The 25,007-nt window shown below is 62.8% G+C and carries 21 protein-coding genes; 10 read left to right on the top strand and 11 right to left on the bottom strand.

Annotated features, from left to right (window positions below; all coding sequences use genetic code 11):
* Positions 1 to 304: 304 nt before the first annotated feature.
* Both AC1C2M_RS06360 and AC1C2M_RS06365 read right to left on the bottom strand, forming a co-directional pair.
* Positions 305 to 1,477 carry a tyrosine-type recombinase/integrase gene (locus AC1C2M_RS06360; RefSeq protein WP_495435618.1) on the bottom strand — a complete coding sequence of 391 codons (1,173 nt, stop codon included), beginning with the start codon at positions 1,475 to 1,477 and terminating at the stop codon, positions 305 to 307.
* Between the two features lie 21 nt (positions 1,478 to 1,498).
* Positions 1,499 to 1,753 (bottom strand): helix-turn-helix domain-containing protein, encoded by a 255-nt coding sequence (locus AC1C2M_RS06365; protein WP_495435619.1) that lies wholly within the window; start codon positions 1,751 to 1,753, stop codon positions 1,499 to 1,501.
* Positions 1,754 to 2,175: 422 nt separating this feature from the next.
* Here AC1C2M_RS06365 and AC1C2M_RS06370 point away from each other — a divergent pair, with 422 nt between their 5' ends.
* Positions 2,176 to 2,781, top strand: coding sequence for a hypothetical protein (locus AC1C2M_RS06370; RefSeq protein ID WP_495435620.1), 606 nt, complete (start codon positions 2,176 to 2,178; stop codon positions 2,779 to 2,781).
* 181 nt (positions 2,782 to 2,962) lie between these two features.
* Here AC1C2M_RS06370 and AC1C2M_RS06375 read toward each other — a convergent pair whose 3' ends face one another.
* The 9 genes from AC1C2M_RS06375 to AC1C2M_RS06415 form a co-directional block, all read right to left on the bottom strand.
* Positions 2,963 to 4,030: a hypothetical protein gene (locus tag AC1C2M_RS06375; protein WP_495435621.1), complete on the bottom strand. Its 1,068-nt coding sequence runs from the start codon at positions 4,028 to 4,030 to the stop codon at positions 2,963 to 2,965.
* Complete coding sequence (locus tag AC1C2M_RS06380) at positions 4,020 to 5,027, bottom strand: ParB N-terminal domain-containing protein (protein WP_495435622.1); 1,008 nt, start codon at positions 5,025 to 5,027, stop codon at positions 4,020 to 4,022. The genes AC1C2M_RS06375 and AC1C2M_RS06380 overlap by 11 nt, the downstream gene beginning before the upstream one ends.
* Before the next feature lie 59 nt (positions 5,028 to 5,086).
* Positions 5,087 to 6,007 carry a DNA adenine methylase gene (locus tag AC1C2M_RS06385; RefSeq protein ID WP_495435623.1) on the bottom strand — a complete coding sequence of 307 codons (921 nt, stop codon included), beginning with the start codon at positions 6,005 to 6,007 and terminating at the stop codon, positions 5,087 to 5,089.
* On the bottom strand, positions 6,004 to 7,506 hold the full coding sequence (locus AC1C2M_RS06390) for a hypothetical protein (RefSeq protein WP_495435701.1): 1,503 nt from the start codon (positions 7,504 to 7,506) through the stop codon (positions 6,004 to 6,006). The genes AC1C2M_RS06385 and AC1C2M_RS06390 overlap by 4 nt, the downstream gene beginning before the upstream one ends.
* A gap of 70 nt (positions 7,507 to 7,576) precedes the next feature.
* Entirely contained in the window at positions 7,577 to 7,897 is a 321-nt protein-coding gene (locus AC1C2M_RS06395; RefSeq protein ID WP_495435702.1) for a helix-turn-helix domain-containing protein, read from the bottom strand.
* A gap of 192 nt (positions 7,898 to 8,089) precedes the next feature.
* On the bottom strand, positions 8,090 to 8,467 hold the full coding sequence (locus AC1C2M_RS06400) for a sulfate permease (protein WP_495435624.1): 378 nt from the start codon (positions 8,465 to 8,467) through the stop codon (positions 8,090 to 8,092).
* 153 nt (positions 8,468 to 8,620) lie between these two features.
* The gene (gene mobF, locus AC1C2M_RS06405; RefSeq protein WP_495435625.1) at positions 8,621 to 12,160 is read right to left on the bottom strand and encodes a MobF family relaxase; all 3,540 of its coding nucleotides are present in this window, start codon (positions 12,158 to 12,160) and stop codon (positions 8,621 to 8,623) included.
* A gap of 55 nt (positions 12,161 to 12,215) precedes the next feature.
* The gene (locus AC1C2M_RS06410) at positions 12,216 to 12,647 is read right to left on the bottom strand and encodes a hypothetical protein (RefSeq protein WP_495435626.1); all 432 of its coding nucleotides are present in this window, start codon (positions 12,645 to 12,647) and stop codon (positions 12,216 to 12,218) included.
* 968 nt (positions 12,648 to 13,615) lie between these two features.
* Positions 13,616 to 14,266 carry a transcriptional regulator gene (locus tag AC1C2M_RS06415; protein WP_495435627.1) on the bottom strand — a complete coding sequence of 217 codons (651 nt, stop codon included), beginning with the start codon at positions 14,264 to 14,266 and terminating at the stop codon, positions 13,616 to 13,618.
* A gap of 438 nt (positions 14,267 to 14,704) precedes the next feature.
* On the opposite strand from AC1C2M_RS06415, the gene AC1C2M_RS06420 reads away from it, so the two are divergent.
* The 9 genes from AC1C2M_RS06420 (at position 14,705) to AC1C2M_RS06460 (ending at position 24,751) form a co-directional block, all read left to right on the top strand.
* The gene (locus AC1C2M_RS06420) at positions 14,705 to 15,889 is read left to right on the top strand and encodes a PEP/pyruvate-binding domain-containing protein (protein ID WP_495435628.1); all 1,185 of its coding nucleotides are present in this window, start codon (positions 14,705 to 14,707) and stop codon (positions 15,887 to 15,889) included.
* A 75-nt stretch (positions 15,890 to 15,964) separates the two neighbouring features.
* Positions 15,965 to 16,567: a histidine phosphatase family protein gene (locus AC1C2M_RS06425; protein ID WP_495435629.1), complete on the top strand. Its 603-nt coding sequence runs from the start codon at positions 15,965 to 15,967 to the stop codon at positions 16,565 to 16,567.
* A 334-nt stretch (positions 16,568 to 16,901) separates the two neighbouring features.
* Complete coding sequence (locus AC1C2M_RS06430) at positions 16,902 to 18,557, top strand: ABC-F family ATP-binding cassette domain-containing protein (protein WP_495435630.1); 1,656 nt, start codon at positions 16,902 to 16,904, stop codon at positions 18,555 to 18,557.
* Entirely contained in the window at positions 18,554 to 19,822 is a 1,269-nt protein-coding gene (locus tag AC1C2M_RS06435; RefSeq protein ID WP_495435631.1) for an MFS transporter, read from the top strand. The genes AC1C2M_RS06430 and AC1C2M_RS06435 overlap by 4 nt, the downstream gene beginning before the upstream one ends.
* Before the next feature lie 381 nt (positions 19,823 to 20,203).
* On the top strand, positions 20,204 to 20,731 hold the full coding sequence (locus AC1C2M_RS06440) for a GNAT family N-acetyltransferase (RefSeq protein WP_495435632.1): 528 nt from the start codon (positions 20,204 to 20,206) through the stop codon (positions 20,729 to 20,731).
* A 111-nt stretch (positions 20,732 to 20,842) separates the two neighbouring features.
* Positions 20,843 to 21,721: a helix-turn-helix transcriptional regulator gene (locus AC1C2M_RS06445; protein WP_495435633.1), complete on the top strand. Its 879-nt coding sequence runs from the start codon at positions 20,843 to 20,845 to the stop codon at positions 21,719 to 21,721.
* 227 nt (positions 21,722 to 21,948) lie between these two features.
* The gene (locus AC1C2M_RS06450; protein ID WP_495435634.1) at positions 21,949 to 23,055 is read left to right on the top strand and encodes an ArdC-like ssDNA-binding domain-containing protein; all 1,107 of its coding nucleotides are present in this window, start codon (positions 21,949 to 21,951) and stop codon (positions 23,053 to 23,055) included.
* Positions 23,055 to 24,011, top strand: a complete 957-nt coding sequence (locus AC1C2M_RS06455; RefSeq protein ID WP_495435703.1) for a bifunctional DNA primase/polymerase — start codon at positions 23,055 to 23,057, stop codon at positions 24,009 to 24,011. Before AC1C2M_RS06450 ends, AC1C2M_RS06455 begins: the two co-directional genes overlap by 1 nt.
* Positions 24,011 to 24,751, top strand: a complete 741-nt coding sequence (locus tag AC1C2M_RS06460) for a DUF2637 domain-containing protein (protein WP_495435635.1) — start codon at positions 24,011 to 24,013, stop codon at positions 24,749 to 24,751. The genes AC1C2M_RS06455 and AC1C2M_RS06460 overlap by 1 nt, the downstream gene beginning before the upstream one ends.
* The last annotated feature ends 256 nt before the right edge of the window (positions 24,752 to 25,007 follow it).

Genomic DNA, 25,007 nt, shown 5'->3' on the forward strand with positions numbered 1-25,007 from the left:
GAGCACCTGATTCTCGGGCTTCGGATACAACTCCAGAAGTGAGGTGGTGCCACCGTGGCACCACCGTAATGCGTGGTCGACGCTCGCCAACTCCTGGTCCATGTGCGTAGTCGCGACCCGAAACAAAGACCTTAAGCTGGCGGCAAAACCCCAGATGGGCGGTGCCGCCACCGTGGCGGCACCGCGATAAGTCGACATCCATCGCGAACACCCGGTGGGGAAAGCAGCTGCAGTCGGGTCGCCGATCCACGGAGATCGACGAAACCCCGGGATGAACGGTGCTGCCACCGTGGCAGCACCGTGTTCACTCGTCATCCTTCGGGAACGCCCGGTCGAGTAGCGCGGCGGTGGCCGGGTTCACTATCTCGCTGCGCTGAATGTAGTGCTGCACCGTGATCTTTGCATCCGTGTGGCCGAGCAACTCTGAGGCGAGTTCGATGCTGGCGTTGGTGTTGACCGCGGTCGCAACCGTGCGGCGGAACATGTGCGGGGTCACTCCCTTGATGCCCGCTCCCTCCAGCACCTGTCGCAATTGTCTGCGCACGTTCGCGGTCGTCAGCGGCGTACCGTCCCGGGACTGGAACAGCAGTTCATCCAGGCCCAGACTCCCGACCTTGGCGAGTCGCCGGCGGACCGCGTCGGCAGTGAAAGCGGGGATGGCGACAACGCGAGTGGACCTGGCGGTTTTGGGGTGGTCCTGCCGGAACGTCTGCTCACCCTTGCGGCTGATGATCGTACCGGCCAGGCGGATGGAGGGCACCGGGCTCGTGACGTCGACGTCCCGGCGGCGAACGGCCAGCACCTCGCCGATCCGTGCCGAGGTGCCGAGCATCACCTCGATGATCGCACCGAGCTGGCCGTCGGGCTTCGGCCCGGAGATATGGTCGGCGGCGCTCTCCCACTGGGCGATTGCCGCGCGGATCATGTTCACCTCGGGGGCCATGAGCGCATCGGGGATGTGCGGCTCGCGGTGAAGCCTGCCAACGTGGTCCATCGGGTTGCGCGGGAGGACCTCATGCCGCACCGCCAGCTCCAGAGCCAGTCGCAGCACGACCCGGGCCTCCTTGGCGCGACTGTAGGAGATCTTTGATAGCTGCTTGATGAACTTGTCGCACCGCGCCACACCGATCTCGCGCAGAGCGAGGCTGTCGAACACCGGTGAGACGAGGGTGCGCATATTGCGCTCGTAGAGGTTCCGGGTGGTCCGGGAAATCCGGCCCTCCCAGTCGATGTCCTCCAGCCAGTAAGTCACCAGATCACTGAACAGGCTGTCCGGCGTGAGGGTCGTGTCAGCGGGTTGAAAGAGATCCCGGTCGGCAAGCTTGCTCTTCAGCGCAAGTTCTGCAGCCTTGGCGGTGGTGCCGCTGGCCTGCACCAGACGTGCGTGACCGTCCCAGTCGCGGTAGCGGGTCCGCGCCAGGTATCGGCCGCTCGGGGACAGGCGGGTGCTGATGTCGCCGAAGGTGCCAATGCTCAACCGTTGCCGGGCCATCTCAGCTCACCGCCGATCGGTGCGCCTGGACTCGCTGGTGGGTTCGCGTTGCTGGGCGATCCAGTCCCGCACGTCGGAGACGGCGAACTTCAGGTGTTTGCCGAACCGGTAGGCGGCGGAGCCTTTGCCGTGCACCCGCCAGTCGTAGACGGTGGAGATCGGGATGCCCAGATAGGCCGCCAGCTCGTGGACGTCCATCAAGGGCTCCAGGCCCCACTCGTCGGTGGCAGGAAAGGTTGGGTTGTCGTCGTGAATGCTCATACCCAGAAGGTATGCACGACGATCCCGGACGATCGGGAGGGTCCGAAATCGACCTCAGCGCCTCGGACGACGGGGCCGGCTCAGCGGCTAAAAAGTGCTCAAAGTGATGACGTAGTGATGACTCAATCAAATCTCATAACCTAAAAAGTCCCGGAAACCCTTGAGTTTCCGGGACATTCGGTCGGGCTGACAGGATTTGAACCTGCGACCCCTTGACCCCCAGGTGCCAGGAGTAGTGCTCCCCGGCCTCGTGACCTGGGGTTTTGTGTTTCAGGAGAGTACTTTGCGGGTCGCGTTTTGCACGGTTTGCAGGCTGTTGGTCACCCGATTGGTCCACCTCGGCTCGGCTGGTTCAGCCGAAAACGTGTTCACCGGTAGAGCGGCTTGGTGGAGTAGAAGGTCCGCCCGACAGAATTGGTGGCATGGCGATTGTTTTCGACCCCTACCCGGCAACCCCGAAGGAGCGCGAGGAGTACCTCGAAGAGCGAATGCGCCTGGCGCATGAACCTCATGAGGACGGCCTTATGGTGCTGGGAGGGATCGAAGTGATGCTTCTGTGGGAATCCGTCGTTCCGTCGTACATCCATCGCAACTGGATTGCAGTGGTTCTCGGGGCTCAGGCGATGTGTGAGCGAGGTCTCGCAGCGATCTACGAGATGCAGGACCTGCCCGGAACGGTCGACCACGGACGTCGCAATGCCGATCGAGCAGCGCTCGGTACACTTTTGCGCTGGGCCAGAGAAGACGCGATCACCTCTGATACGACGCTCGACCTCGTACAGACGCTATGTGATCGAAGAAAGGTGCTCACCCATTGGAAGAGGCCCCTCGATCCGGGGACGATCATGCGTCGCGCAATCGATCGAGAAGGACTCGACCACCTCGGCTCCCTCGAAATGCAGGAATACATCCTTTCGGAGGACGCGAGCCTTGCGATCGACGCAGTGTTCGAGTTCTGCTTCGGCAATCAGATGCGCATGATTCAGGTGATCCGGTATGGGAGGCACGAAGAACCTGAAGACGCCTGATCTTCCGTCCGAGACTGCGGCCCCACGCTCACCTCCATTCGGAAGGTGAAACTCTGGAGGACAGACAGTCGCGGCGGGGCTCTGCTGTCGCTTCGAGCACGCGGAACAGCGCAGGGACAAGGGCGTGCCAACCGTTCCTCAGTACCGTGAGCACGCTCGTTGGCTCTTTCGGAGAATCGCCTTACGCTGCTGCTGTGTCAGCGCCGGAAGCATAGGCCGCCGCAGCCTCAAGCCATGCCAGCGTTGTTGCCTCATGTTGAGCGTACTCAGCCGTTTCATACCGCCCGTTTGTCTTGGACGATGCCATGAGTTCGGTGAGACGCAAGCGATCGATCACGATACCGAAGTCGTTCTCCCGCAAACGTGCTTGCTCGGTGGCAACGAATCGAAAATCTTCCTTCTTACTCTCGCCCAATTCCTGATGTTGAAGTATCGGTACGAACAGCAACTCAATGTGCTTGTGTGAGGGACTCTTCACGAACCACGGGAGAAAGTGCCCGTCGATGAATGATTTGATGGGCTTCGACTTCCAGTTCGATCCCGATGCGACTTGACCGTAAGCGACGATTGACGCAGGTTGTCCGTCGAGGAACGATCTCCAAGCAACTATGTCCACGGTGCCGTCGGCGGCATGAGCTGAAAGACCAGTGGGTCTCGTGTCTGGAGCAACCCCGGTACCCATCGCCTGGACCAGGGCCTGAATAGCCGTCAGCATCCCCGACTTATCAGGGCGGGGGAACCCGAACCAATATGCGCGCCCACCCAGGATCTCGGCCGCCGTGAGATAGGAAACGATCTGCATGGTCGTGGCACTCGACTTGAACACCTCATGATCGTTCTTTGTAGGGAGCAGCTCTGAGTGGATGGCGGTAATGAGAAGGCAGCAGATGTAGCAGCTGTGCGCCGCTTGTTGAGCATCGCTGGTCGCCGCGCGGCGTCGGAGAGACCACTTTCCGTATTCAGCGGAGAGGACGAATGGGTACAACTCCCCCAGTACCTTCTCCCGGTAAGCGAGCTCCTCGTACACACGCTCCGAGAGTATGTCGTTTTCTGGTTCGAGGATCTCTTCATCGATCGGTACCGAATCGATGTCAGTCAGCAGCTCACCATGATCGGGCTCACGCTGGACTGATTGGCTTCGAATCAGCTTCTGCTCGTTGGTTCCCGACTCATCGAGCAACGCCTGAAGCTCGACCCAGTCGGCAGCAACGCTTCTGGTCGACTGCTCAAGCGGCGCGCTAACTCGCATCGGCTGAATCGCCTCGTGTATGCGCTTCCTTCATCGCGTTGACGATGATCGTGACGACCCGAAGTGTCGCCTCGGCGTCCTCTAGAAGGTCGGACTTCGGATCGTATCGAGCAATGATCCTGGACACATCTTCCGCCGAGCTAGAGAGGCGGAAGAACGACTTCTCGAAGGCCTTCGCCTTGTCCTCTACGACGTCAAATGCGCGATCGAGATCACGGGTGTTTTCGAGAACTCCAACTGCTCTGTCGCTGCCGAGGACGTTCACGAGTCTGCCTAGATCGGGATTCTGGCTTCTAATCACAGAAGACTCGTCGTCTTGACCGTAAAGCCACGACAGCAAGCTGCGAAGCTGCGGGCGGTTGGAGGATGGGACCGGTTCCGGCGGCAGCACGGAGTTGTCATTCTCGGAGAGACCGAGGAACTGCCGAACGTTGACTGTGGAAAGCGCAGTGTAGAGGTGTGAGAAGTAGAAGGACTTCTTCGAGCGTTGTTCTCGGTCGAACAGGCGCGCACCTTCCGCCTGCTCCAGTACGATGACGCCGTTCACAAGCCTGCTTACGGTGTTGTGCCCATCGCCGAGACGGCGGCTCACCTCGTCGATGTCGTCTCCGTCTTGGAGCCAGGAATACGCGAACCGCGCCTTTGCGTACGAGTCCCACTTGAAGGCACCGTTGACGTGCTTGAAGCCGATGAAGTCGCGTGCTTCCTTGCGTGATCCGACGTAGTTGACCTGGATCTCGGTGGGGATCGCGTTCTCGTGCAAAGGGTCGGGCAGGTTCACCTTGAACTGCGCCTGAAGTCCCGGGTTAGCCAAGATGCGCAGAGCGGCGAGCCGGCGGTTTCCTTCTACGACTGTCTTGGTCGATTCTTCGACGATAAGCGGCTCGAATTCAAGCCAGCCGGAGTTTCCAATCGACTGTATGAGTTCGCCGAGGTCTGCCTGGGCGTAGAGGTAGGCGATTGCCTCATTCTCGTTGGTGAATGTCGCGTCGGGCATTCGCGGGTTCGAGAGATCGAGCGAGAGCGTGCTTGGTGCAGTCTTGTCGAGTCTTGCCATCAGTTGCTACCTGTCGTCGCGTTCTGAGCCTGGTCGACGATGTCCTGGTGTGCCATCTCGAAGTCGTCCGGAATTATCATGCTGTCGGAGAAGACCATGACTTCGTTCGCCTTGGTGACTCGGTGGGCAGAGTAGTTCAAGGCAAACAACCTTCTTCGTAGTTCGGCATACAGTGTTGCGACCTGCGGAACGTTGTCATAGGTGAGTATCCATCGAGCGCGTTTGGCATCGATGAGGCACTTGGCGAGGTCCTCATGGTCGGCCTTTTGAAACGCGTTTAGGTATAGCGATCCAGCCTTTTCGAAGTACGGCGGGTCGGCGTAGATGAAGGCCTGATCGTTGTTGGCGTATCGTCGGATCACGTCCAGGCCGTCATCGTTGGTGACGGTAATGCGATCAGCGTGCAGGGCGATCAGACGAATTCTCTCAGCCAGGCCATCCCGGTTGAAGCGAGCGTCGATCTTATAGTTGCCCGTCTGGTCTTTGCCCCCAATGGGGCCGCCGTTCAGGACGCCGGATCGATTAGTTCGGTTGAGGTAGAACGTTGCGAAGCCGAGGGTGAGGTAGTCGTCACGTGCTGCTGTCAGGTATGTGGTGCGTTGCTTTTCCCACTCGTCGACTGAGAGTTCGACTGTGTTGAGGAGCTTCGTGAACTCGGTCGGTCGGTTGACGACGGCATTCCAGAACGCAAAGACGGCGGGATCGAGGTCGTTGATTGCAATGTTTCGGACTTGCCCCGAGACCAATAGGGCGAGTGCGGCGCCGGCGCCTCCAGCGTAGGGCTCCACGTATGTGCTCGACGTGAGGTCGTTCTCACGGATGATTGTTCGAAGTCGAGAGTATAAGAGACCTTTTCCTCCCGGGTATCGGAGAGGAGAGATTGTGACTCTTTTTGTTGTCGAGGTGACTGTCTGTGTCATGGTTTGAGTACCGCTTTCATGACTCCTTCGATGGTTGCCCATGCTTCACGAACGTCGTCCGGTGAAGCGAAGATGTGGTGATTGTGGTTGACCGCGTCGAGGTGCCCCTTCGATCCAGCGAACCCAAAACGGGCGCTTCGGATTTTCTGGACAGCTTGGATGTAAGCAGTTTGCCCCGTCGTCTTGAAGTGAGTTTCGAGCCAAACCAGGCAGTTGGAGAGGTAGACGAACCCTTTTTCGTTTGAGTCCTTCTTGATGTCCTCGCCAAGGACCTCTGCGTATGCCTTGATCGTTTTCTCCAAGAATGTTCGAAGCAAGTCGAGCGTTGCGTTGGGGAAACGCTGGATGTTGATGGCGCCCAGTTCTTTGACGATCTCGTGAATCGACGGCGGAAAGCTCGCCGGGACGAGGAGATTGTCAGTGTTGAGATAGTTCCTTTTCGCAGGGAAGGGCTTGGCCTTATCGCTTCCTGAGTCGGGCGTTTTAGAGGAACCACTTTCAGGTCCGCGTTCGTCCCCCTCGGACTGCGAGGAACCTTCCTCGGGGTTTCGCTGTGACCCAGACGTCGATCCGCTTGAGTGGGAGCCTGTGGCAGCAGAATCCGGAGCTGACTCGTCAGAACTCGCGATTGACTCGTCGTACTCGTTGAGCAGGTCGCGGAGTTCATCCATGTACTCGACGTACCGCTCGCTTGAGGTTTTGTTCAAGGTTCGAGTGTTGATGTTGCCGTCTCGGATGTCTCCGATGATTTTCGTCGCTACCCGAGCGAACACCGCGGGCGAGGTGGCCAATGTGACCGTATCTGCCTGGTCTCCTAAGGAGATACCGACAAGTTCCAGAAACTTGTCGTTTTCGTAGAGGCGCGCGAGAGTTGAGACAGGAAATCTTCGTTTGTGCACGTAGTCCCTAAGAGCGGGATCTGCATACTCAACGGTTCGGAAAAGTTCGAGGAGTTTGCTCCTCGTGATGAACTTCCGTACGTCGATGGTCGGGTACTGCGCGATGAGCTGTTCGGCGGTTTTTCCGGCATCGAGTTGAGCCTGGAAGAAGGCAGCCTGACGAGCCGGGCTCCACGCAACCCGTTGGTTTCCCGTGTGCAACGCGGCAATGAGTTGATCTGCGTCATCCTGTGACGGAGCTTTCTTCACGGTGATTCGTCGAAGCGCGTCCCGATCGGAAACTGCCTGCGCGAGCTTGCTGATCCTCGCCTGGTGGTCGGGAGCGAGGTAGGGGTTCTGGATCGCCTTTAGAGCGGCGACGCGACGGTTCCCCTCGACCACCGTAAGCTCGCCATCCCGCTCGACGACGATGGGCACTTCGTGAGTCAGGAGTCCCACTTTGGTGATGCCTTCGACGAGCGCGAGCGCCTTCTCGTTCGTAAAGAGGTCCTGAACGATGTCCGATTCAGGGACACCTTCGGGGAGGTCAAGCCGAACGTTCCTCGGATCGAGTCGCACTCCGTTGACGATGTCGACGGTGATTTCCTCCCACGTCGACATGTCGATCAAGCCAGCCCCCTGACGCCTACAGACGACGCCTGCTTGAGCGACTCAAATCGCGTCTGGTAACTCACGCGGACGTCACCCCCTTTGCCTCATTTGCTCCTCGAACATAGGCGAGAACGTCGCTTCGCAGGAAACGCCAGGCTCGTCCGACTTTCTCCCCTGGAAGCGATCCAGTGCGCGCAAGGGAGAGAACGGTCTTGCTGCTGACGCGGAGCAAAGACGCAGCTTCCTCTGCGGTCAAGACTTCGTGATCTTCTGACATCTTCCCGTAATCTCCTCTGGAGGGTCGTAAGTTCACGCTAGCAGTGGTCAGGATCAGTGTCACTGAGCACACTCCCGTAACTCCACATCCAGAATCATGCGCAGCGGGTCGAACCCCCCACATCAAGACCGGCAGCCGGCCAGCCCGTTCCCTGCGGTGTCCTAGCGGTTGCAATCACCACGATGGGACACGCCGCCGCCACGACGCGGCCGCTTTCGGCCAGGTTGGCCGCCGACAGCAGCGCCCAGCCCCGGCGCTGGTTGCGTGGCCGCTCGAGGCCGGCATCGCATCTCCACGTTGTTGAACCAGCTTTCGTCACCCAGAGAGGGCCTTGTGCAGCCCCGCTGCCTCCGAGCTGGACGCTCTTGATTGCCCTCGGCGGTGATCATTGCGGCGCGTCACGATCCGAACTCTGAGGAGTTCGAAGACCGATATCGGCCCGATCCATGCCATCTTGAGCGCGTTCCAGATGAACAGAAGCACCAAGAGATGTAGCCACCCGGGACCGCCGTTCTCTGCGAGCTGCGCGCAGATGCTCGCGGAGTACATGTACGGGATCGCCAGCGCCATCGCTGGAACTCCCCAGCGCAGGCCGCGTCGGGTGCGGATTGCGTCGAGCAGGATGTTGGTGGGCATGTAGCGGCGCAGGAAGTACCGGGTGCGTACGCTGACAGCCCAAATGAGGCGGAACATGGACAGTCCTCTCCAGGGGTTCGGCGACAAGAACCTGAAAGGACCGCCCGCTGCCGGGAAGGTCGTACTGTCGCGACGGGCGACAGCGCCAATATAGAGGCCACCTCGACATCCACAATACGACTTCGCGGCGACACCGGGAAGGGTCAGCGATCAGAACGAACGGCCCAGTGGCTCGCGTCCATTTGTCCGCCCCGGCGCCTCTTCCGGGTCGGCTGTGAGGCTACGCGCCGCGTCGAGCGCCATCTTCGCGCGGGCGGCATCGATCTTCTGCGCGGTCGCCACCGGGGTGGGGCCGAGAGGAGTGTCGTCGGTGATGCCGTATCGGTCTCGGTAGGCGGCCACCGTGCGGGCACGTCGGAGCCAGGTTTGTCGCTTCGCCTGCTGGCGAGGTGATGGCCCAAGAGCTTTCGTCCACGTGGCTCCTTCGTTGAGTGCAGCGTCGAGCACGGCATCGGCGCGCTTTTCGATCAGGTCGCGTCGTTCGTCGAGTGCTTGGCGCATGTCGTCGGCCATGGGACCGCTCGCAGCCGGGACAAGTCCTGCGATCAGCCGCGGTGCCTCGCGTACGCGGCCGGAGCGTGCCGGCCGTGCGGTTGCCCGCGCCACCCGGTGGTGCAGGACCGAGGCGATGTCGTCGGCGTCACCGAATCCCCGCGCGGCCAAGAGACGCGGGAGCAAGCGGTCGAGGTCGTGATGGTTTGCCTCGGCCCGGCGTAGCTCGGCAGTCAGAGCCCCGAACGCATCGGATTCGACAGCAGCGCTTGCCTGATCTTCGGTGAGACCAGAGTCGCGGATGAGCGTGGCCCAGCGGTCGCGCTGAGCGGCCGCCGCGATGGTCTCGTACTCCGCTGCGAGCTGGGCGACTGAGCCCCACTGTTCGTGTTCGTTGGTGATGGCCTCGTTCGCGGACAGCTCGGCACCGACGTGTTGCAGGATGCCGTAGAGCACGGAACGTGCTGTGGCGTCGGGGTTGTCGCCCGGGTGCGGGGCGGCGTGGTCGTCGTCGGCTCGGTCGAGGACCACGTAGGCGTGGTTGGAACGCTTGCCTCGGGTCATCGAGACGTAGAAGTTCTCCCTGGTCGTGGTTGGCTCGACCAGGACGTGCGCGGTATCGGTGGTGACTCCCTGTGCGCGATGGGCCGTGACTGCGTAGCCGAGGTCAACGTGCTCGGCCACGTACGCAGCCGGAAGCACGATCGCTCCCCCGTAGCGGCGTCCAGTCCGTCGGATGGTGACCGAGCCGTCGTCGCGGACGTCCGTGATGGCCCAGGTGTCGCCGTTGCGGACCCAGTCCTTGCCGTTGCGGAGCCTGCGGTCGTTGCGGCGGGTGATGATCGTGTCCCCCGCGCCGGCCATCGTCCCGTCAGCGAGTTCGACTTCTGGGCCTGGTGTCAAGGTGCCGTCGAGAACGAGGTCTGCGCGGGCGCGGGTATTGAGCGCGGTCGCCTGGTCGCGGGTCTCCGCGACCAGCACCGATTCCAGTCCTGACTCTCTGTCAGCTCGCCATGTCGAGTAGGCGGCATCGGTCATCAGATCGGCCTCACCGCCTCGGATGCGGTCGTGGTCGAGGTAGGTGCCGATCACTGCCGTGCGTCCGTGCCGTAATGCGAGTGATGCTGTCTTCTCCCACGCGTTCGTGAAGCGGTGGACGTCAATCAGCTCCGGCGCATCGGCCCGGTCGGATACCAGGAGATTGAACGCGCCGCCTGCGTCTACGGACTGGAGCTGGGCGAAATCGCCGACCAGCAACACCTTCGCTCCTGCCCGCTCAGCCAGGCGCGTGATCCGATCTAAGGACACGGTGCCGGCCAGCGACGCCTCGTCGATGATGACGAGCTGCCCCGAGTCGAACGAGGTCCCTTGCACAAGATGGTTGTGCCACCATTTCGCCGTGTTCTCGGTCTGGATGCCGAGATCGTCTGCCAGCACTTGCGCGGCCACCGCGGACGGCGCGAGTCCGACGACGGACCCTCTCCCGTGCTCGACTTCCCACGCGTGGCGCAGGGCATTCATGGCCGTCGTCTTGCCCGCGCCGGCGGGGCCGACCAGTACGTCGAGCACCCGGCCAGAGACGGCAATCTTCATGAGCGCGTCGGCCTGGTCCTCACTTAGCATCCGGCCTTCGGCGTCGGGGCGAGAGGTGATCTTCTCGACCGAGCCCACCGAGACAGCGGGTGCCGCCAGCGTGCGAGAGCGGTCGACCAGTCGGTCTTCGGCGGCCAGCAACAGCTCGGAGGAGAACACGGTCGAGTGCTTGGGCCGGAACACGCTGGTTCCGTCGACACGGCGAAACGAGGCCGGGCTGGTGGCAAGGTCCGGTGGGGTCAGCCGCAGCGACGCCTGTTCGGCAGCGTCAGCAATCATCCCGACGATCGCTTCTCGATCCTGCATGGACGCGAAGCGCCAGTGCATCGTCTGCCGCGAGGCCTCAGCCATCAGGTTCCATCGCCGCCAGGTCGACCGCTTCTCGCCGACAATTTCTACCACCGCGGTACCGAGTTCATCGATGCTCTTCAGCGGCACATCGTCGGCGCGCAGCAGGAGCGAGCTGTTGATGTTTGTGAGGTTGCGTGCCCAGGTGGTGGCGTCTTGTCCGAGAACGTCGGTGGCGCGCGATCGCCATTCGGTAGTGAGGTCAGCCAACGATCGGACCTCTTTGTCGGGCCGTGTGGAGAGGGTTGCTTGGGCGCGCAGCTTCAGGATCGTCGCCGGGGGTGGCCGGTGACCGTGTTTGCTCACGTAGTCGGCGATGAGGCGGTCGGTCTCGGTATCGATGTGCCTGGCGCGAGTCGAGAACTCGGCCACCAACTCTTCCGGCACGCCGCTGATCGCCCACGCGGGATTGCGGTCACGACCCCTGTCACGGGCTTCCCACTCGACACCGAACGTGCGGGTCAAATGGTCGGCGAACACTGCCTCGTGTAACTCGGATAGCGCGACGACGGCCGCATGCATCGGCCGTCCATCCAGGCTCCGCCACTTCCCGTCGAGAGCGGTTTGGACTTTGTTGGAAATGACGACGTGGGTGTGCAGATGGGGATCACCAGCGCGGGAGTCGAAGTGGTCGAAGGCCGTCGCGACCAGTCCTGTGACATCGACTTGCGCAACGGCTCCGTCCCCGGCGGTTGCGCCGGTGCGAGTGGCTGCAACCTCGCGTTCCATGAACGCAACTACCTCCGCAACTGCCGCGTGGTGCGCCTCCCCTATCAAGGCCTGCGTCCCTGCATCCGCGACCGCCCACAACACGGATGCAGACTTCGGAACTGAGAAGGTGAAGTCGAATCCCGCCACGGCCCGCCGCGTCCCGCGCTCGGACTCCTCCGCCTCTATCTGCGCGACCGCATCTCCCATCGCACCGGGAGACATCGTTGAATCGAGGTCTGCGATCCGCGCCTCTATCCGCTCTGAGGTGGACTTGTAGGCCGGGAACGCTAGCCCGAGGGGATCGCCGGTGATCGGGTCACGGCCCATCCCCATGAGGAGCTGGAGCTGCGCCTCGGACACTCGATCACCCACCGCGAGCTGGCCGCTCCCGAGGGACGCGACGCCCGACCCGAGCCATTGGCCTGGTGGGGTTCCGGCTTCGGCGTAGTAGCGAGTTAGGGGCCTAGAAAACGATCTGTCGCCGTCTGCGGCGACGACCGTGCGCAGCAGGTATTTGTAGCCGTCACCTGCGGACATCACTCGCATCGAGACCGTCACATGTAGCAGGTGCGCCTCTCCGCGCTTTGCGCTGCGGGTCGCCTCAGGCGGGCAGCCTTTTGCAGGCGAACTCCCCAATCTGGTCCTCGATGAGGAACTCGTCGCCAACCATGTCGGCGTACATGGCCGCAATTTCTTCCGGTTCGCCCGCGGCTCGGAAGCGGATGCGGTCGGAGTCCGTATGGATCAGATAGGCGCTGCACTCGCACGAAGTCATGAATGCGTAGAACCGCCCCTGGTGCGCTTCTTGCAATAGTGCCGCGGGGTAGTAGATGTCGTGCTTGCGGCACAGCGCCGGGACTTTGATTGCACCGTTCTCGAAGGCGCTCTGCGGGAGGTGAGCTGCGTGAGACCAGGGTTGCAGTCGCACCTCCCCGCCCGTTGCGCGCAACGTCCCCCCGTCCGCGAGAGCGAGCAGAGACTTCTCCGTGCACGTCTGTCCGGCTGCCACATCACCGATCTTTCTGATGGCCACAACGGTGGCATCCCCAGCTCCGTCTTCGTGTCCGCCTGAAGACCTGGAGTGGTGAACCGCACGCCGTGCAGGAGGAGCGCTCCAAGGACGATCGTCATCGCGTAGCCCTGAGGCAGCGGCGGCTCGGGAAGGTCGGGGATGCGCACCGTCAGCGGAGTGACGCGTACAGCCGAGAATCCCTTGACTCCCTCGAATCGGCCGACCCAGAACTGGCTGAAATCCAGCGGTTGCACCAGCTCGCGGCGCTCGTAGAGCGCCCTGTACTCCGATGGGGCGAGACCGTAACCGTTTTCCCGCTGCTCCTTGCTGGAGAGGAGCATCGCTGTCAGCGCGGTCTTTTGCACCCACGTTGCGATCGCCGCTTGGTCTTCCGGCGCGATCGTTCCGGGCTCGTCAAGGATCAACGGGGTCAGCACTCGCTGCGCGACCGTTTCGAGGTTGCTCATCCACCCGTTGTTACACGAGCCGCAGAAGCTCTTCACCGTCTGCCGGAATGGGGGCTGCTCCCCCATGTCGCGCGGCAGAGCATTCAACGGGCCCGCGTGATGACGCATCGGAGCGAGATCCAAGCCTGTCCTGCTCACCCACTGACCGAAAACGTGCTCGCGGGTCAGGGGCCCCACCGACCCGCAGAAAGCACAAGATTCAGGCATGTACCCATTCTCCGGCACAGGTGCCGCTCCTCGACCTGCAAGAGGCGTGGCAGCTCGGACGGCAGATGCGGCAGCTCGGACGGCAGATGCGCAGGGAGGCCGAGTGAGGCCGATTCGCGTGCTCCCAGCGCGCGTCAAACCGCTGGTGGTGGCTACCGTGGCGCGTGCGCCTGCCAGGTGAGCAGCCCGATTACGGACGCCGAGAGATCGTCCGTTCGGAATCGTCGGGATGTCTGCGATCGAGGAATTCTGCCGCTCGTCTCCCCCATTAATGCGTGACAGGCGACGGCGTGACACAGGCGTACCGGTTTTGCGCTAGTAAGGGTCGATTGCTCCCTCGGTGCTGCGGTCGATGCCGAGCGTTGCAAGGAGGTCTTCATGGAGTTGGAACCAGACACGGTGGCACGAGTCAATGCTCGTTTTGTCGACCCAGTCATGTTGTCCGCTCCGCGCTAAACGCAGGGCCATTTCAAAACGGGTATCGTAGCCGCCGAATCTGTCCAAGACTGCGGTGAGCCGATCGACCAGCGGCGTGAGCGCAGCGCTGAGAGCAGCGAGTTCGGTCAGGATGCGTTCATCTCGCACCGGATCGGAGTGATCGTTGGGAGCAAAGCGATCTTCCGTTACGGGGGCGAGCTGCCAGTCGGTGCAGGCGCGCAGTAGGCGGGCGTTCAGCGGCAGGAAACTGCGGTGCACGGCCTCGATCACCCTCTCGGGGTCGGCGGTACCGCGTTCGAGTGCGAGCTGGCGTTCATTCTCGACGCGGCCTTCATCGGTGAGCGACCATCCACGAAGGTCTGCGAAGGCCATCTCATTCGTCCAGCCTTTTCCTTCGGCTTCTCGGAGAAACTCCTGCGTTTCGTCCTTGGCCGCGCCGGCACGGTCGGCGATCTCGCCAGCTTCGGAAAAACCAAGCAGCCTAGTGGCATGCAGGATTCGTAGACCGGACGGCGACCGATGAGTCATACCTGCCCGCCTTGCCGCGCACTCAATCGGGTGTAGTACTGCTGACACGCCTGCGGCGAGCGAAATCCCGTTGCCTCAGCGATCTGTGCCCACGTAAGCCCGGCATTGCGCGCAGTGAAGAGCAAGCCGGTCTCGACGCCTTCGACTTCGGACCGCGCCGCGGGAAGAAGCGAGAGCGCGCTCAGTACATCGTCTGAGCTGAGGCTCTCAGAGCGCCAGAGAGCGAACTGCGTGAGGTCAACCGCAGTGGGCGGAGCAGGCTCAGGTCGCCAGGGCCGCGGTGCCAACTCATCGGCGCCAAGCTCCAGGAGACGTTCCTGCGACTCGCGCTCACGTAGCGCCTCCACGTAGTCCGTGTCACCTGTGCGAGACGGATCATGCTTACTTTCCATGTCTTACATCTTGCGCTATCAACAAAATGTTGTCAACATAGCGTTGATGAGCGAAATGGCAGTGGTTGATCTGAAAGACGCGTCTTCCGAAACCTGCGGAGGCAAAGCCGCAGCGCTCGGAGCGCTGCTCCGCGCCGGACTGCCGGTGCCCGACGGGTTCGTTGTGCCGCTTGCGGCCCATCGAGCGTTACACACCGAGTCTGCAATGCGGATGGAGAAGCTCTACCCGCAGGTCGACGTCGCTCTTTCCCGAATGGGGGACCCACCGGTCGCGGTTCGCTCATCGGCCGAGAACGAGGACACCGCAGGCGCGTCGGCGGCAGGCCAGTACGAGAGCATTCTCGCCGTCCGTGGCGTAGACGCCGTTCTGAGCGCTATCGGCGACTGCTGGGACTCTGCCTCATCGGAACGGGTGACCGAGTATTGGGCCAAGACCAATGCCAGCAGAGTCGCGTCGGAATCAACGATGGCAGTGCTGGTGCAACGACTCATCGACGCTGACACATCGGGAGTACTGTTCACGCCCGCTAGCCGCAACGGCTCTGCACGAATCGAGGCGAGCTGGGGGCTCGGACTCGCAGTTGTGGGCGGGACCGTCACACCGGACTCCTACGAAGTCGGCCCGAACGGAACCGTCCGTCACACCGTCGGAACGAAGACGACTCGGATGGATCGGAATGAGGACATCGCTGGCGTGTCCGCTCGCGATGTTGATTCACACCAGCGGACCACGCTCACGCTGGATGACGAGACTGCCGCACACCTCGCAACTCTCGGAGACCGAGTCGCCTCCGTTCTTGGGGGTCCCCAAGACATCGAGTGGGCAATCTCCGATCGACAGACATGGATTCTCCAGGCTCGCCCCGTGACCGCCTCGCTTCCGCCGATACACCGCGGCACCCGGCCCGACAACCGAGTGTTGATCGGTACCCCGGGGGCTCATGGAGTCGCGTCCGGTCAGGCGCGCGTAATCCGCAGCCCGAGCGACTTTGGGCGTATTCAGCCGGGCGAGATCCTGATCTGCCCACACACGGACCCGGCGTGGACGCCGCTGTTCACGATCGCCGGGGGCGTGGTCACCCAAGCCGGCGGGGCACTGTCACACGCCGCGATCGTTGCGCGAGAGTACGGCATCCCCGCTGTACTCGGCATCACCGATGTCACCGAGCTGATCAGAGACGGCACCCGCGTCACGCTCAATGGCACGAACGGCACCCTCACCATCCACTGACCACATGAAGCGCAACACCCGTTCAAGGAAGGAGACCGGGAGACGCATGTTCGCATGCGACCTCTCGAATCACTTATGGCAATCAGGTACCTCTACATCGCTCGGCATGGCGATGCCGACGCATTCGGCGCACTCACCGACACCGGCCGCGAACAGGCCAGGCTTCTCGGGCGACGTCTCTCACGATTGCCGATCACGGCTGTCTGGCACTCACCGCTGCCCCGTGCACGAGATACCGCGGCCGAACTCGACCTGTTTCTGAAGGGAAACCCGCCAGTCGCCGAGGCCCCCGAGCTGATCGACCACGTGCCGTACGTGCCCTCGATTGAGGAAACCCCACCATCCTGGGTGCCATTCTTCGACGGCTACGATGCCGAAGAAGCCAAAGCCGGGAACAAGATCGCCGACAGTCTTATCGAGAGATTCGCCACCACACCCGCAGATGGGGACGACCTCCACGAGGTTCTCATCACCCACGCCTATCCCATCGCTTGGCTCATTCGCCACGCTCTCGACGCCCCGCCAGGGCGGTGGCTTGGCCTTTCCAGCGCCAATACCGCTCTTACTGTCATCGACTACCGCCCAGGTCTTGCACCTGGCATAACGATGTTCAACGAGATGAGCCACCTACCCGCCGAACTGCGATGGACCGGGTTCCCGGCTACCTCCAGACCCTGACGCTGAGCGGAGGAGGACGAGCAACTGGCCCTGATCTCCAACTGCTGCGGGGGCGCAATAGGCGCGAAGCTGGTTCGAGCAGGATCAAGACCCATCGCACTGAACCGCAGAGCGCCTCCCGGGCCCGAGCAAAGCGGCCCTCGCGAGAGAGCGACGATGTGCGGTACATTGGGTTCATGCATTTGTACTTCCTGTGACGGCTGAGTAGGCCCACCGCGCTCGTTGAGTACCTCCGAGCCCGCGGCGGCCGCTCGTTCTGACCCTTCCTAGGGTCGCCGTCATTTGCGTACCCGTTTGCCTCTCGGCTTCTGGTACGTCGTATCGAAGGATTCGAATGCTCACCCCTACCAACCGTCATCCGGCGCGCCATCGCGCGCAACTCAGTGCCACCGACGTCTCTGTGATGAGGGGCACGATGTCTGTACTTAATTACGTCAACCTCGTCGTCACGCCCTCATCCCGAGTCGCGATCGTGGGAGAGAACGGGCGCGGAAAGTCCACCCTGCTGCACGCCCTGGCCGGCACCTTGCCGCCCGATAGCGGAACTGTGCAACGCATTGGCACTCTTGGCCTCGCCGAACAGGAGATGACAGCTGCCGACGAGAGAACCGTTGGCCAGGCTGTGGCGGACTCAATCGCCGAACCGCTCGCGGCGTTGGCAACATTCGATGCAGCCGCTCGCGCGCTTGCCAACGGAATAGATGGAGCCGCAGAGGAGTACGCCGCCTCGTTGGAACTCGCCGAGGCGCTCGATGCCTGGGATGCCGAGCGGCGCGTGCAGATAGCGCTCGAAGCCCTCGATGCGGAGACCGACAAGACTAAGTTGCTCGCTGATCTATCTGTGGGGCAGAGGTATCGGGTCCGCTTGGCTTGCCTCTTAGGCGCGGACCATGACTTCCTCCTACTCGACGAGCCCACCAACCATATTGATCGCAGCGGACTCGATTTCTTGACGGCGCAGCTCCGAAGTCGCAGCGGCGGTGTGGTCGTTGTCAGCCACGATCGAGCCCTGCTGTCCGACATTGCGGACACCGTTGTCGATCTTGACCCGACACTGGATGATCGCCCGCGCATCTACGGCAGCGGTTACTCCGGATACAGGGAGGGGCGCCAAGCCGAACGCGTCCGGTGGGAGCAGGATTACGACCGCCAGCAAGCCGAGCACGCCCGCCTGCAGGAGAGCCTCAGCGCCGCACAGAACAGGCTCGTCTCGGGATGGCGCCCGGAAAAGGGCACCAATAAGCACGGCCGCGCAACCCGCGCCGGCGGGCTCGTGCAGAACGTGCACCGGCGCCAGGAAGTCCTCGAAGCTCACGCCGTCACGGTCCCCGAACCACCGCAGCTCTTCCGGTTCCCCGACCTTCCGACAAGGACTGGGGCCGTCCTCATTGATGTCGACAGCGTCAGTGTCGCAGGGCGGTTGACCGAGCCGGTTTCGTTCTCGCTCTCACACCGGGGCCGCCTCGTGGTGACCGGACCGAACGGTGCCGGTAAGTCGACGCTGATCAGCATCGCCGCTGGCGATCTGAGTCCGGACACCGGAACTGCCCGGTGTCCTCGTGGAACACGGCTGGGCTACCTCCGCCAGGAAACCGCTCTGCCAGAGGACCGGAGGGTCAGCGAGCTATACGCCACGCACGTCGGCGAACTCATCGCCGCAGGCGTCATGGAGTCCTCGGAAGCCATCGGCCTCTCACAACTCGGTCTCCTGCGTCCGCGTGAGGCGGGCAAGCGCGTGGGAGAGCTGTCGATGGGGCAACAGCGCAGACTTGATCTGGCCCTCGTGCTCGCGACACGTCCCCACGTGCTGCTGTTGGATGAACCCACCAATCATCTCTCCATTGCGCTCGTTGATGAACTCACCGAGGCTCTCGGCGCAACTCAGGCGGCCGTCGTTCTCTCGACGCATGATCGGCAGCTTCTCCGTGACGTGGAGGATTGGCCGAGCCTTCAACTGACGGCGTCGGTCGATCGCGAGGCACTCGTATGAGCGAGAAGAAGTTCGACCGGATGCGTGCCTTGCGGCCTCTGGCGACTCGGGACTACCGCCTTCTGTTCGCTGCGGTGGGCATCGAGGTTTTCGGAACGGGTATGTGGACGATCGTCATGGTCTTCCAAGTGCTCGCGCTTGATGACAGTCCCCTTGCGCTCTCCGCGGTCGCAACAGGCATGAGTCTCGGCCTGTTCGCGTTCTCGATTCTCGGCGGCGTGGTCGCGGATAGATTCTCCAAACGCCGAATCATCATCACCGTTCAGGGGTGCACCGCCGTCGTCATGGGTATGGTGGCCGTTCTATCGCTCACCGGAACGATCGAGCTGTGGCACGTCGGCGTCGCCTCGTTCGCGATGGGCGCCGGAAGCGCGTTTTTCTACCCGGCGTACAGCGCGTACTTGCCAGAGGTACTTCCGGCAGAACAACTCCTTGCTGCGAATGGACTCGAGGGCGCACTACGCCCATCGATGGGTCAAGGGCTCGGCCCCGCTCTCGGGGGAATCGTCGTCGGTCTTTTCTTCCCTGCCATCGGGGCGGCAATCGTCGCGGGCTCGTACTTGGTTGCATTCGTCATCACTCTGTTCCTCAGCCACCGCAACGAACCAGTTCGCGGCACATCGCCCGAGGAGCGTGCGAGCATCTGGGGAGACCTCCGCGCGGGAGTAAATTACGTGTCGCGCACGCGCTGGCTGCTCTGGACGCTGATTTTCGGTTCCTCACTCGCGCTCATCATCCAGGGTCCAATCGAGGTGCTCCTGCCCTTCCTTACCCGCGACCGATTCGAGGACGCCGAAGCGACTTTCGGATTCCTCCTCGCTGCATACGGGATCGGCGGGGCGGTCGGCTCGCTCGTTGTCTCGTCGCTGAAGCTCCCGCGTCGCTACCTCACGTTCATGATCGTCTGCTGGGGCGGGGGCACGCTTCCTCTCGTGGTTATCGGCGTCGCCAACAACCTGATCCTGATGCTCGCAGCGCTGTTCATTGTCGGCGCAGCGACGGGAGCCGGGGTCGTTGTCTGGGGGACGCTACTTCAGCGACTCGTGCCGCTCGACATGATCGGCCGAGTCGCGAGCCTCGACTTCTTCGTCTCGATCGCGTTCATGCCGGTCTCGATCGCGATAGCCGGTCCGCTTTCGCTCCTCGTTCCCATCCCCACAATCTTCGTGATCGCAGGAGTCATCCCACCAGTTCTGGCGCTTATCGCGCTGATGGCTGGGCGCATGCGAGAAAGCGAGGTACGGCACCCCCTGGACCCCCACTGAACAGCAACGAGCGTCGTGCGAAGCAACGGAGGTCCCGCCTTCGACACGGTATGTGTCGGCCAGCGGGCGTCCGTGACCTTCGTTGAAACACCTCGCTCGCCATGGATACCCCGTGCAGCGTCCGGCTGGGACCTGCGTCCACCGTCGCATCCCTCTCAGCCGGACGAGAGAATCCGTGCTGGTAAAGTACGAGTCATGACTTGTAGTTACCAGCACAACAAGCCCAAGAACGTCGTCTAGCGGCGACGTGCCTTGTAGGCCGAGTTGAGAGCGGCAGAGAGTGCCGCCCTCCTCGGATGTTCTTGTGTGACCTGACACAAGTCGGCTTGGTGAGTCGCCGGAAGGTATCTAATCCTCCCGAGACGACAAGGAACCATTTAAATGGCACACATAGTTGCCTATCAACCGCAGTACCGTACCGCTCTGCTGGATCTCGCCATTCAGGCATGGGAACCAGTGTTTCCACTGCTCATTGGAGACGTCCCTGCCTTCGTCTACGAGTCCTTCTATCCCTCCGGTTGGCGTGATCGTCAGTACCGAGATCTCGCAGCGACCCTCGACTCGGAACCGGACAGCATTGAACTCGCTCTCGACGGAGACCGCCCTATTGGATGGGTCTGCACCCGCCTGCATCCCGAGGACGACATGGGTGAGGTTTACGTCCTCGTCGTCGCCCCCGAATATCAGCAGCGAGGTGTCGGCAGGCTGCTCATGGAGCGTTCGTTCGCTAGGGTGCGCGCCGCGGGCATGAGAATGGTTATGGTCGAGACTGGGGACGACGGCGGCCACGCACCTGCGAGAGCCGCATACGAATCCATGGGTTTCGAGCGCTGGCCCGTTGCTCGGTACTTCAAGGATCTTCGCGAGAACGAGCATCGCCGCGAGAACGGTAGGCGTCCAGTCAAGTAGCAGGTCGTGGCCATGAGTGGCGAGACGCCGGTGACGCGCCCCCGAGACTTGGCATCGTCAGTCGACGTTGCCTCTCATCGGTGTGGAACAGATCGCGCTTACTCGCCGCTCATGGCACGCACATCGACGCTTGACTCCCCAGTAGCGCCGGTCGCTTATGACTGCGTGAAAGTAATCGTCGTTCGCGACGGCTCCGCGATTCTCCTTTCGAAGTTCTGGCAGAAGCCAGTCAGGCCCGGAGATGTAATTGTGCTGGCGGCCAACACGTTGTGCGGCTCCGAGCCGGAAGGTCGGATTACGGTCACGACGATCTACGCCGACAACGATTACGTACTCGATCAGTTGCGCTGGCAGTACGCCGGGGTTATCCGCGATCGTCTCGACGCGCAGGGCTTCGTCAAGGCGGTCTACACGGACCCGGTGCAAATTCTCCGGCTTGGGGAAGCTCGGGCAAGCGTGTTGCTGCCGTGGTTAGACGAGTTGGTCAGGCTCAGCGCTGATGGACGCTTCTCCCTCCACTTTCTACGGATGCAGGCGCTGTGGTCTCAGATCGCAGATGTGGTTGTGCCGCTGATGACCAAATCGACGGCGCAACTCTCGGGCTCACAGCGTGTGGATAGTCAGTCCTCCATGCCAGAGCGTCGGCGGTTCACCCCATTGCGCATCGAGGTACGCCGCACCGCTGGCTTGCTTCGCAGGTTCCCCGAACGACGCTGGACCCTCGACCAGCTTGCATCCGAGGTACACCTTTCGCCATCGCGACTAAGTACTTTGTTCGTAGAGGCCTACGGCAAGACCCCATTGGCATTCCTGACAATGATCCGTGCCGAGCAACTGGCCAAATATCTCAGGGAGACGGACCTGACCGTCGCCGCCGCGATGCAGCGGGTCGGTTGGCACTCCCGTAGTCACGCGAGCCGACTGTTCCGCCAATACGCCGGAGTGAGCCCGGGTAAATATCGGCAGCTCCGCAAAGTCATCGCGAAGTGATGCGCCGGATCTTGTCATTTGGTGCCGCATCCACCTAAAGGCGACCGGTTTGCCCTTCGGGCAGTTGATGAGGCTGGTAGTCCAGTAGAGACTCGTTGGGTTCACCACTGTTCCTGACGGCCACAATCTTTCCGTTGTCCGTCTCTCGTTGCTGGTGATCCCGGCGTACCTGATGGTCACCGAGCCCGATCGGCCCGGTGCTCAGGGTATCGGGAGGAGACCAGGCCATGGACAAAACGCGGGAGCAATCCCAGGAAGCGCGGGAGACAAAGCTCGACGAGCTGCATGAGCGCCTGACCGGCGCCGTGGAACAACTCGTCTCCGGTGATGACTGGGCTCGGGCGCTCGCGTTCGCGGCACGGTTTCGGGCACGATCGTTTTCCAACACATTGCTGATCTGGGCGCAGCATGAGGCCGCCTACGAGGCAGGTCGCGTGCCCGACCCCATGCCGTCGTATGTCGCGGGTTACAGGCAGTGGCAGGGGTTGGGCCGCCAGGTAGAGAAGGGGCAATCGGGGTACATGATCTTCGCCCCGGTAACGGGACGCTTCGCCTCATCGAATCCCGCCGCCTCCGATTCATGGCGTCGGCTTGGGAAGGACGAGCAGCCCCGGCCGGGCGAGGTCGTGCGGTCGAAGATGATCGCCGCCCGCCCTGCCTACGTGTGGGATGTCGCGCAGACGGCTGGAGACCCGATCCCGGAACCGCCCTCACCACGCCTGCTGGAAGGCGAGGCCCCTGCCGGTCTATGGCGCGGACTGGCAGCCGTGGTCGAGGAGCGCGGGTTTGAGGTGCTGCGGGTCCCGCATGAGGGGCTGATCCACGGTGCCAACGGTATGACGGACTACACCGCGAAGACGGTGGCGGTGCGAGAAAACATGGACCCGGCCGCACAGGTGAAGACTCTCGCTCACGAACTCGGTCATGTGCTCATGCACGGCCTTGATGCCGAGAACGCTCGCCAGCATCGTGGAATCGGGGAGGTCGAGGCAGAGTCGGTCGCGCTGATGATCGGCGCCGCCCACGGCATGGACACTTCTGGTTACACGATTCCGTACGTGTCGACCTGGGCGGCCAGGGTCGACGGCAAGGAGCCGGTCGAGATCGTCAAGACCGCCGGTGAGCGGGTTCGCAAGACCGCGATGGGAATCCTCGACCAGCTCGATACCACCCAGATCGGGGACGGCACCCCGCCGGGCTTGGACCGCGAGACACCGCAACGGACCCAGTCCGGTAGCGAACGGTCAGCGCCCGAACGCGCAGCGTTGCTACATGACGCTGGCCCGCGGGTCACGACCGTAGCGGCTGCAACGGCGCGAGAGAGAGGCCTGTGATGGTCTTCCCGGACGTGTTCGCCAGTGCGTTGAGGCGAGCATCCGGCCCGCAGTCGTTGCCTGCTGCCGCCGAAGAGCTGGCCCGCGTGGGAGTGCCGGTGTTCCCGTGCATACCCGGCGGGAAGCGACCGCTGACCGAGCACGGCTTCCACGACGCCACGACCGACGCCGACCGAGTCGCCGCATGGTGGGGCCGGTCTCCTGGGGCAAACATCGGCGTCCCGACCGGTGCACCCTCGGGCATGGTCGTGGTGGATGTCGATGTCCATGGCCCTGTCGATGGGTTCCGTGGTTTCTCCCGCGCCCATCGAGCGGATCTGCTGGACGGGTGGCAGCTCCTGGTATCGACGCCGTCCGGTGGGATGCACGCTTACTACCGGTCCACGTCTGGTCAGGTGCAACGGTCCTGGCAGGCGGCGCGCGCGGGGATCGACTTCCGTGGCGACGGCGGATACATCGTCGTCCCACCCTCACGGATGTCCATCGCCGGAGACGTTGTCGGTTATCGGGTGCGGCGGGTCGAGGCCGGAACGTCCTCGGTGCTCGACTCGGATCGGTTGCGAGATTTCCTCGACCCGCGCCCCACAGTTCGCGAGCCGATGAATACAGCTCAGCGGCAAGGTGCGGATGTGTCGCGGTTGGCGGCGTGGGTCGCTGGACGCGCGGAGGGTGAGCGGAACCGCAGCCTGTTCTGGGCCGCGTGCCGGCTCGCGGAGAACGGCCTGCCAACCTCCGATGCCCTCGACGTACTGGGCACTGCTGCTTCGGATGCGGGTTTGGGTGAACGGGAGATCATCGCGACCATCCGTTCTGCCTACCGTGCCGCTCATCCCGACAGGGACGCGGCCGCGGCCTCGGCCTCGGCCTCGGTGCGAGCCTTGGCACCTTCAGAGGCAGGCATCTGGTTTGCCGGAGATCCTGCTGCTGTGGGTCCGTCGAATATGCGGAGGCTGTGATGTCCACCTCCATTCTCGCCGAGCAAGTGGGCCGGCGTTGGGCGGTAGTGACGGCTGTGGCCGGGACGATATTCATCGCTGCGGGGGCGTTCTGGCTCAGCTTCACGGCATTGGCAGATCTTGCCGCCCGGTCCGGAATCGGTGAAGAACAAGCATGGGCTTGGCCGCTGATCGTGGACGGGATTATCGTGGTCGCTACCGTCGCCGTCGTCGCCCTGGCCGGACAGCGGTCAGCCTGGTACCCGTGGGCGCTGCTGGTCGGCGGGGCCGCCGTGTCTGTGACCGCGAACGCGATCCACGCCGTCGTCGCCGCCGACGCCGGTGTCCCAGGTGTGCTGGCCGCGAGTGTGGCGGCAGTCCCGCCGGTTGTGCTGCTGGCGATCACCCATCTGACCGTCATCCTCACCCGCCCCCTCCCCACCGCTGGGGAGCCGTCACCCGTTGAGGAGACGCCGGACGTCTCAGGTACCACGACCGTGCAACGAAGCCTCGCACCACCGCCGCGCGTTGGGAGCACGCTCTTGAAACGGCTCCCCGCTGTTGAGGAAGCACCGCTCCCCGCGGCTGCTGCCGCGGATCGGCGCGACCACGCTCGGGAGCTCCATGGCCGGGGGTGGTCGAACAAGAAGATCGCCCGCGAGCTCCAGGTACATCCCTCGACCGTGGGCCGGTGGTTCGCCAGCGCGCACCTCCCCGACGACACAGAAGATGCCGACATCGAGGAGGCAGAGAACTCATGAGCAGCCATCCCGCCCAGCCACACGAGCGCCATCAACACGCGCCCGAGCCGGATACGGCCCCCACCTCATCGGAGCGCGCCGACAGGACAGAGACCCCGGAGGCGGTGCAGGCCGCAAGAATCAGCCGCCCGGGCAGCGACACGTCGCCGACAGGAGCGTCCGTCCGACGGGTGCGGGGTGTGGAGTGGGTGCGACCTAGCGACCTGATGGCTCGTCACGGTGCCACGTTGGCGGGTCGGGGTATCGACTTCGAGGT

The organism is Mycetocola sp. Y444 (assembly GCF_059445295.1).

Bases quoted from the DNA above. Each gene is read 5' to 3' on its own strand.
- AC1C2M_RS06430 (WP_495435630.1), top strand. From the start codon at position 16,902: ATGCTCACCCCTACCAACCGTCATCCGGCGCGCCATCGCGCGCAACTC.
- mobF (WP_495435625.1), bottom strand. From the start codon at position 12,160: ATGCGAGTGATGTCCGCAGGTGACGGCTACAAATACCTGCTGCGCACG.
- AC1C2M_RS06370 (WP_495435620.1), top strand. From the start codon at position 2,176: ATGGCGATTGTTTTCGACCCCTACCCGGCAACCCCGAAGGAGCGCGAG.
- AC1C2M_RS06380 (WP_495435622.1), bottom strand. From the start codon at position 5,027: ATGCCCGACGCGACATTCACCAACGAGAATGAGGCAATCGCCTACCTC.
- AC1C2M_RS06445 (WP_495435633.1), top strand. From the start codon at position 20,843: ATGGCACGCACATCGACGCTTGACTCCCCAGTAGCGCCGGTCGCTTAT.
- AC1C2M_RS06400 (WP_495435624.1), bottom strand. From the start codon at position 8,467: ATGTTCCGCCTCATTTGGGCTGTCAGCGTACGCACCCGGTACTTCCTG.
- AC1C2M_RS06450 (WP_495435634.1), top strand. From the start codon at position 21,949: ATGGACAAAACGCGGGAGCAATCCCAGGAAGCGCGGGAGACAAAGCTC.
- AC1C2M_RS06385 (WP_495435623.1), bottom strand. From the start codon at position 6,007: ATGACACAGACAGTCACCTCGACAACAAAAAGAGTCACAATCTCTCCT.
- AC1C2M_RS06365 (WP_495435619.1), bottom strand. From the start codon at position 1,753: ATGAGCATTCACGACGACAACCCAACCTTTCCTGCCACCGACGAGTGG.
- AC1C2M_RS06395 (WP_495435702.1), bottom strand. From the start codon at position 7,897: ATGTGGGGGGTTCGACCCGCTGCGCATGATTCTGGATGTGGAGTTACG.
- AC1C2M_RS06460 (WP_495435635.1), top strand. From the start codon at position 24,011: ATGTCCACCTCCATTCTCGCCGAGCAAGTGGGCCGGCGTTGGGCGGTA.
- AC1C2M_RS06375 (WP_495435621.1), bottom strand. From the start codon at position 4,030: ATGCGAGTTAGCGCGCCGCTTGAGCAGTCGACCAGAAGCGTTGCTGCC.
- AC1C2M_RS06420 (WP_495435628.1), top strand. From the start codon at position 14,705: ATGAGCGAAATGGCAGTGGTTGATCTGAAAGACGCGTCTTCCGAAACC.
- AC1C2M_RS06390 (WP_495435701.1), bottom strand. From the start codon at position 7,506: ATGTCGACGTGGGAGGAAATCACCGTCGACATCGTCAACGGAGTGCGA.
- AC1C2M_RS06455 (WP_495435703.1), top strand. From the start codon at position 23,055: ATGGTCTTCCCGGACGTGTTCGCCAGTGCGTTGAGGCGAGCATCCGGC.
- AC1C2M_RS06440 (WP_495435632.1), top strand. From the start codon at position 20,204: ATGGCACACATAGTTGCCTATCAACCGCAGTACCGTACCGCTCTGCTG.
- AC1C2M_RS06425 (WP_495435629.1), top strand. From the start codon at position 15,965: ATGGCAATCAGGTACCTCTACATCGCTCGGCATGGCGATGCCGACGCA.
- AC1C2M_RS06435 (WP_495435631.1), top strand. From the start codon at position 18,554: ATGAGCGAGAAGAAGTTCGACCGGATGCGTGCCTTGCGGCCTCTGGCG.
- AC1C2M_RS06415 (WP_495435627.1), bottom strand. From the start codon at position 14,266: ATGACTCATCGGTCGCCGTCCGGTCTACGAATCCTGCATGCCACTAGG.